7 protein-coding genes and 1 pseudogene are annotated in these 7,615 nt (G+C 38.0%); 1 reads left to right on the top strand and 7 read right to left on the bottom strand.

Going from position 1 to position 7,615, the window contains the following annotated elements:
* Positions 1-88: pseudogene (locus WBM60_RS04790) on the top strand (DNA starvation/stationary phase protection protein); the annotation flags it as partial.
* Positions 89-205: 117 nt separating this feature from the next.
* Here the strand turns inward: WBM60_RS04790 and WBM60_RS04785 are convergent.
* The 7 genes from WBM60_RS04785 to WBM60_RS04755 form a co-directional block, all read right to left on the bottom strand.
* Entirely contained in the window at positions 206-625 is a 420-nt protein-coding gene (locus tag WBM60_RS04785) for a DUF2141 domain-containing protein (protein ID WP_424282812.1), read from the bottom strand.
* A 185-nt stretch (positions 626-810) separates the two neighbouring features.
* A complete protein-coding gene (locus tag WBM60_RS04780) occupies positions 811-2,103 on the bottom strand; it encodes an MFS transporter (RefSeq protein WP_424259405.1) in 1,293 nt (430 codons plus the stop codon).
* Between the two features lie 178 nt (positions 2,104-2,281).
* Positions 2,282-3,226, bottom strand: coding sequence for a sugar phosphate isomerase/epimerase family protein (locus WBM60_RS04775; protein ID WP_424259375.1), 945 nt, complete (start codon positions 3,224-3,226; stop codon positions 2,282-2,284).
* A gap of 8 nt (positions 3,227-3,234) precedes the next feature.
* Entirely contained in the window at positions 3,235-3,615 is a 381-nt protein-coding gene (locus tag WBM60_RS04770; protein WP_424259376.1) for a hypothetical protein, read from the bottom strand.
* Positions 3,616-3,692: 77 nt separating this feature from the next.
* Positions 3,693-5,720: a S9 family peptidase gene (locus WBM60_RS04765; RefSeq protein ID WP_424278674.1), complete on the bottom strand. Its 2,028-nt coding sequence runs from the start codon at positions 5,718-5,720 to the stop codon at positions 3,693-3,695.
* A gap of 225 nt (positions 5,721-5,945) precedes the next feature.
* Entirely contained in the window at positions 5,946-6,710 is a 765-nt protein-coding gene (locus WBM60_RS04760) for a hypothetical protein (protein WP_424259378.1), read from the bottom strand.
* A 45-nt stretch (positions 6,711-6,755) separates the two neighbouring features.
* The coding region (locus tag WBM60_RS04755; protein WP_424282811.1) for an ester cyclase at positions 6,756-7,615 on the bottom strand (860 nt) is incomplete at its 5' end.

Raw genomic sequence — 7,615 nt, 5'->3', positions numbered from 1 at the left:
GGGTACCAATTCTATGATGAGTGGTTTTATTACGGAACAGGAAAAAACGGTTTGGATGATGAAAGCCTGGCTGGCAGAGGAAATATAATACTTTATGCTACAGAATGATAGCTTTGTCATTCAGGATATAGTTTTTATTTCTTTTAAAGCATACGTATAATAAAAATGCCCGCTTTTTGCGGGCATTTTTATGTTTTATACTGATTTAAAAATGAAGTTTCAATTCAAAATCTTCGTCGTTTACTTCAAACTTTACATCCTGAAAAGTGGGAGGTCCCATAATCATTTCATTACCGCTCATAGCATAATTTTCTTTAGGCATACCGCTATCCTGAAAGTCCATTCTTTGATTTTCATTTGTATCATGTAAGGATGAAATTGCATAAGTGCCCGGCTTTACATCTAGAAAAACAAAGGAAATACTCCCGGTCTTTGCTTCATGTTTAAAATTTTGGATTCCCGGACCTTGCATAAATGTGTCCTGGGTATGGAGTGCTGCCAGGATATATCCTTCATCACTTAGAACATTTTCAATAGTGACCTTAAGGGTGATGCCTTTTGTATCCTGCGCATTGGCAATAATCCCCGAAATAAATAAACTTAAAATAAGTGCTAACGTTTTCATTTTATTGTTTTTTTAGTTGTTTATGATGGTCCAAAACTCCGAAAACATAAAAACAATAAAAATCATTGTTTACTCAACTGTAGGAAATAAGGAATGAATTGTAAACTACATTAAGCTACAATCAAATTTTTGAAAAAGCAGTAAAATAATATGCTAATAAGAAACCTAAAACCTGAGATCAACCCCTATGTGGTTTGTTTGTTTTCTAAATCAACGGGAACTTCATTGTCCTGGACAAAAACACATAACAAACCAGCTATGATCATTGAAATACCACCAATTATCAAAGCATAAATAGAAATATTTCCAAAAAAAGATTTTAATAGAAAGCCCAGGATACCTGCCGCTACAATTTGCGGGATAACTATAAAGAAGTTAAAAACGCCCATATAATAGCCCATTTTATTAGCCGGTAAAATACTGGATAGCATAGCATAGGGCATTGACAAAATGCTTGCCCAGGCAATACCAACTCCTATCATGGATACCAGCAATAAATTTGGATCGGAAATAAAGTAGATAGAAATCAATCCTATTCCCCCTATAATAAGTGCAATTAAATGTGTCATTTTTCTACTTATATGTTTAGCTATAACAGGCAATAAAAAGGCCACCAGGGCGGCAATACCGTTATATACAGCAAAACAAATTCCAACCCAATCTGCTCCCTCATTGTATAGCACTGATGTAGTATCTGAAGTGTCATAAATATGGCTGGTCACGGCTGAAGTAGTATAGATCCACATAGCAAATAATGCAAACCAGGAAAAAAATTGAACAAATGCCAGCTGAACCATGGTTGTGGGCATTTTAAAAATTCCCATAAAGGATTCTTTGAGTCCGGTGAATACTCCTTTTTCTGCATTTTCACTTTTAAGCTTTTCAATATCATCGGGTGGGTATTCATCGGTGTTAAAAACAGTCCACATTACAGCGGTGAAATAGGCTATTCCCCCCAGGTAAAAAGACCATTTTACCGAATCCGGGATCCCGCCATCAGCGGCTATATTCTCTACGCCAAACCAGTTAGTCATAATATAGGGCAGGGCAGAGGCAATAATAGCTCCTAAACCAATAAAAAAACTTTGCATTGCAAATCCGCTCGTCCGCTGTTCATTAGGCAACATGTCGCCTACAAATGCCCTGAAAGGTTCCATACTTATGTTAATTGATGCGTCCATCAGCCATAGCATAATTACTGCCATCCAAAGTGCAGTTGAGTTTGGCATTGCAAATAAGGCGATAGTGGCAAGAATTGCTCCAATCGCGAAAAAAGGCCTGCGCCTTCCCCATTTACGGTGCCAGGTTCTATCACTGTAGTAACCAATAATTGGTTGTACCAGCAGACCTGTTACCGGTGCTGCCAGCCAAAGAATTGGCAATTCATCCTTAGACGCCCCCAGGGTTTCAAAAATCCTACTTACGTTGGCATTTTGAAGTGCGAACCCGAATTGAATTCCCAGAAAACCGAAACTCATATTCCAGATTTGCCAAAAAGTTAATCTTGGTTTAACTGAGCTTATTGAAATTTGTGACATATTAATTGGTTTAGTTTGGTTCGTCGGTGTTAGAGGGTTTAGATAATCCTAATGAACCCTCACTGAAAACCTGCCCGCCGGTCTAACAGCCTTTGGAGGGTAGGCGGGTAGAAAAACCTTATTCTAAATTGAGCCACACTTTCTCAATTAAAGCCTTGGTTGCTTTAATGCCCTCAGGCTCACTTAGTCTTTCTCCCTCGTATTCTATCCCTATATAACCGATAAAGCCAGAATCTTTTACCGTTTTAAGCAATCTTCCGTAATCCAGAAAAGTTTCATTGCCATTCGCGTCAAAATTGTAAGATTTTGCACTTACCCCTTTTGCATAAGGTAAAAAATCGGCTACTCCCTGATAGGGATCATACATATCTGTGCATTTGTCATTTTGCGTGCTTCCCCATTTGGCATTAAGGCACCAGTTACCGAAGTCTGGTAAAGTTCCCAAATGCTTATTGTTGACTTCTTTTATTATCGAAGTCATAAACTTACCATCTGAAGTATGTAAACCATGATTTTCAATCAATACATTAATATTTTCTTTAGCACCATAATCACTTAACCTTCCCAAACCATCCACTAAGGAATTCTTTAATTCAATTCTATTTCCCTGTCCGAAAGCATTAACCCGGATGGAGTGACACCCTAATAGTTTTGCTGCGTTGATCCATTTGTAATGATTTTCAATGGCCTTCCTGCGTTCTTTGTTATTGGGATTTCCCAGTTCTCCTTCATCATCTACCATAATCAGTAGATTTTTAACCCCTGCCGCCTTCGCTTTACCTTTTAGTTGATTCCAAAACTTTTCACTTTTTCCATATTCCTTATAAAATGCATTTACATATTCAACTGCATTTAAGCCAAATGAGTTTTTTGCAATATCCGGAAAGTCATTTGCGTTTAATTCACCTTTGAAAAAAGCCCGGTTTAAAGACCACTGTGCAAGTGAAAGTTTTAGTGCTGTAGAGTTCTGTGTTAATTTTGAAGCAAATACATCAATATAAGGTGCCGAAAGCGCTGCACCACCGAGGACGGTTTTTTTAATAAAGGATCTTCTGGTTTCCATTGGATAGGCTATTCTAATAGCTCGTTTTCGTTTCTCTTCGATACAATTTCAACCAGCCAATAAATCAATTCTCCCAAACCGCCCACAAAAATGAACAATAAGATCCATAATAGTAGCATATGCCCCTGCTTGAGGTTCGGATTCTGAACGGCATGTACAATAAAGAATACCAAACTTGCAACAGAAAGCAATATCACTAAAAAAATCACAATAAAGAAAGAGCCTATCCATTCCATAATAAGCTCAGGTGGCCCATCATGAGCTTGCTCCAATTCGGGGATGTTGCCAAGAACAGAAAATAGAAAACCAAAATACCCCAGCATCATAATAAATAAAATAATTATGGGCGATAGGGCAAAAAAGGCCTGCCAATATTTATTGTGTATCATGAGTATGTTTTATAGTTCTATAAGTTAGTTATAATTTCATACAATTTGGTAAAATTTAGAACAGAATATCTGTGACATTAGTCTTTTTTATATTTTTCAAACCAGGCCAGTACACTAGCTATCTTTGCAACTAGGTTGCTAGGTTTATTGGCAATACCATGTGATGCTCCCGGAATTCGAACCATTGCCGTTTCTACTTTTTCCAGTTTAAGAGCGGCGTAAAACTGCTCAGATTCAGCTATCGGTGTACGGAAATCTTCTTCTCCGGTTAACAGCATTGTAGGGGTAGAAATATTTCCCACATATGAAAGTGGTGATCTCTTGAGATAGCTGCTTGGATCTTCCCAGGGCTTATTGGGAAACCAGTATTTATAGAAAAATCCAACCCCGTCTGCATAAAGCACAAAACTATACCAGTTAATGACGGGTTTGGCGACAACAGCCGCGGCAAATCTATCGGTTTTACCAACAATCCATGCCGTGAGTACTCCTCCGCCACTACCTCCTGTAACAAACATGTTTTCTTCATCAACGTTACCTTTTTTTATTACTTCATCCACACCGGACATCAGGTCATCATAGTCATGGTTCGGGTAGTCATGATGAATTAGATTCCCAAACTCTTCACCATAACTAGTACTTCCTCTGGGATTTGTATATAATACCATATAGCCTTGAGCCGCGTATAACTGGATTTCGGCGGAAAATACTGAACCATAGCTTGTAAAAGGTCCGCCATGAATTTCCAGTATTAGCGGGTATTTTTTGGAAGGATCAAAATTAGGGGGTTTTACCAGCCAACCTTGTATCTTTCTTTGGTCAAAAGAAGATTCCCACCAAAGTTCTTCAACCTCGGCAATAGTTCTAAAGGAGAAAAGGTCATCATTAAGTTTCGTAATTCTTTGATTAGTCCCTTTATAAAACGCGCCTAAGTCGGCAGGATGTTCTGTGCCTCCCAAAGTATATGCGAATTTGCTATTTTTTGAAACGGTGAAAGAAGCAGCATTATAAGGTCTTCCTAAGGAGAGACCACCCAAATTTTCTAATATTGGTGTTACCTTACCCGCAGTAGAAATAAAACCAACTTTCGTATCTCCTTTGTCATCATATTGAAAGTACAATCCCTTACCATCCCCGGCCCAACTTATATTTTGAATATCTCTGTCAAAATTCGCAGATAGTAGTCTGGAATTTGTTCCGTCTGCATTCATAAGGTACAATTGAGTGATCTGATATCCCTGATATTTGTCATCAAATCCGGTATAGGCAAGATACTTGCCATCTGGTGATAATGCAGGCCCATTATCTGGTCCAAGACGATCTGTGAGGGCTTTTATAGAATTATCGGCTAAATTAAGTTCCTGAATTTCGCTATTTCTGGGTTCAAATTCATGATTTTCATGAAGGTTTGCGGTAAAATATAGCCTCCGGTTGTCCTTTGACCAGATTGGAGCACCATGGTCATATTCTGAAAAAGTGAGTTGCCGCGGTGTACCTCCATCAGCAGATAAAACAAAAAGTTGTTCATTGCCACTTTTGTAATATCCTTTACCATCACCGCGGTAGTTTAGTTCATCTATATATACGGGGGGTTTATTCCATTTGGCACCCTCCGGTTTAGTTGGTAACTTAATGATAGACTCAGATTTTTTTGGAACGAACATTGTAAATGCCACATGTGAATCATCATGAGACCAGCTGACCCCTCCCGGGGATGAGGTTGTGTTTGTAAGGGAAACATACTCTTTTGTGTCCATCCACATCATAAAAAGTTTCATTTTATCATCCTGCATATTTGATTTAAACACAATTTTAGTACCATCATGCGACCAGCGTGGGGCAAGATCATTTTGGTTTCCATTCGTTAAGGGCCGGTTTTGGGAGCCATCAAAATTTACTATCCATAAATTTGACAGGTTCTTGTCGGTCATGATATCCTTAAAATTCCTTACATAAATTATTTTAGTACCATCCGGTGATATTTGCGGATCGGAAACAAATTCCAGGTTAAAAATATCTGTAAGTTCAAGATTGGTTTTTTGCTGTCCGAAGGCAGTGGTGCCTATAAGGAATACAATGAATAGAAATGAATTAATTTTTTGCATGATTCGTATTTTGGATTTGAGGGGAAATTAATAAAGATTGTTGTATTGCACTAATAATGGTTTTAAACTATTTTTTTTCTTAACCCAAGAGGTAAATATTAATCTTATTGCATTGCAGAGTAAGGTAAAAACAAAACCCGGTATTTACCGGGTTTTGAATGGTTGGTTAATTTAAAATCTATATCATTTTAAAACTATAGGAATCGTTTTTTAGACTAGTGGTAATTACTGTCTATTTTGAGCATTGACAGTACCGCTCAGTCCACTTAGGTCTTCTCTGAATGTCCATAATTCTGAACGATCTCCGTTCGTAGCTGCCTCTACGTCCTTAAGAAATTTCTCAAAACTTCCTTCGCCATGTACTTCATCAAACTTTTTTGGAAAAGTATCTTCACGACCCATCCATCCGGAATTACTAAAGAAATTTACAAAGGCCATATCTCTGCCATCCTGGGTATCTGGCATTTCATTAGTATAAACGCCATAGGTTTCATCAGGATTTTTTTCCGTATTTACTTTCTTAACTCTTTCTAAAATACTTATCATTTCAGGATATTTAAATCTTTTAAAATCTACCATGAATACAGATAAATACTTTAAGTCAAAATCCTTGGAAAAATTGGAGAATTGTGGATGAAACCTCCAGTATGTGACGTCGCTCTCAGCTGTTGTATAAGGAACTACATTTTTACTCCAATCTTCATCATGCCCTTCAGCTGCCGGCCTGCTATCCATTGCACTCCAGGGCAAAGGCCCCATTGCCCAAATATATTTACCGGCATTTTTACCATTGGAAACCCAATAAACCCGGGCACCGTGGGTACCTTCTGCATGGTATTTTTTGTTATGTGCAGCTATACCTGCTTCGAATTCCGCGGTTTTTGTTGGAATAGCCGTTAACATGACATTTTCCATGACCATGTATTCTTGTGCGCCTTGAGATATTACTAAAAAGGGAAAAAGTAACATCAGATAAAGAAATTTTCTCATTTTGATTATAATTTTAGGTTAGAAATTTATTTTACAATTTTACGGTTAGTTAGCCTTCGGTGGTGCAACTGTGTATCCCAATTGACTTAACATGTCCATATTGTCGAAAAAGGCATCCTCCTGGACTGCTAGTCCTTTGCTATCAAACGCCCAAACACTGTATCCATGGGTCTCCATTTTTTTTCCGGTTGGAGGATTACCCATAAATGGCCCGGTATTCGTTCCTGTACAGGTCCAGTTTATATAGGACTTTCCGTCTTTAAGGAAATAACTGTCCAGGTTTACCTTGAAATCAGGGAAGCCATTATGGAATTGATTCATCATGTCTGCATATTCAGATTGATTGTTGGCCTGCCGTGTGCCATTAGAGTTTCTAATAATACCAATTGAAGAAAGCGCCTTAAAGGCTTCAGCATCATTATTGTTCCAGGCTTCAATCATTTTATTATGATTGGTCATAATGGTTTTTTCAATTTCAGGTGCATTTTTCATCTCCTCAATTTCTTCGAGAGCTGTTTGCATAATGGCGTTATCCCAAAAACCATTCTCTTGTACTATTTTCCCATTTAAGACATGAACGGAAAGATGCACAGGTAATACAACTACTTGGTTATTTTCTTTAAGTGTGCCTTCCCATCTTCCCCAGAAATTAACCCATGTATTCCCATTATCACTTAATATTTTTTCATAAATCACATTGTCACCAAATCCGTATGAACTTAAAAGTGCAATAGTACCTTTATGTCCTTCCATCGATTGAGCGACGGTAATACTGTCATCCCATTGGTTGTAGTAAACTTTTGCGGTGTCTGCATATTTTTCCTGCCAGCTATCCCAATCCCCTTTTTCGTAATCGGCCAGCAAACCTTTTACTAAATCCACTTCAGGTCCGGAGGTACTATATC

The organism is Eudoraea sp., assembly GCF_049669105.1.
GTDB lineage: Bacteria > Bacteroidota > Bacteroidia > Flavobacteriales > Flavobacteriaceae > Eudoraea.
This window is presented reverse-complemented; position numbering and strand designations above follow the sequence as displayed.

What these genes read in the sequence shown, in the direction of transcription:
- WBM60_RS04780 (WP_424259405.1), bottom strand. Translation starts at nt 2,103, where the DNA reads ATGAGTTTCGGTTTTCTGGGAATTCAATTCGGGTTCGCACTTCAAAAT.
- WBM60_RS04775 (WP_424259375.1), bottom strand. Translation starts at nt 3,226, where the DNA reads ATGGAAACCAGAAGATCCTTTATTAAAAAAACCGTCCTCGGTGGTGCA.
- WBM60_RS04765 (WP_424278674.1), bottom strand. Translation starts at nt 5,720, where the DNA reads ATGCAAAAAATTAATTCATTTCTATTCATTGTATTCCTTATAGGCACC.
- WBM60_RS04760 (WP_424259378.1), bottom strand. Translation starts at nt 6,710, where the DNA reads ATGAGAAAATTTCTTTATCTGATGTTACTTTTTCCCTTTTTAGTAATA.
- WBM60_RS04770 (WP_424259376.1), bottom strand. Translation starts at nt 3,615, where the DNA reads ATGATACACAATAAATATTGGCAGGCCTTTTTTGCCCTATCGCCCATA.
- WBM60_RS04785 (WP_424282812.1), bottom strand. Translation starts at nt 625, where the DNA reads ATGAAAACGTTAGCACTTATTTTAAGTTTATTTATTTCGGGGATTATT.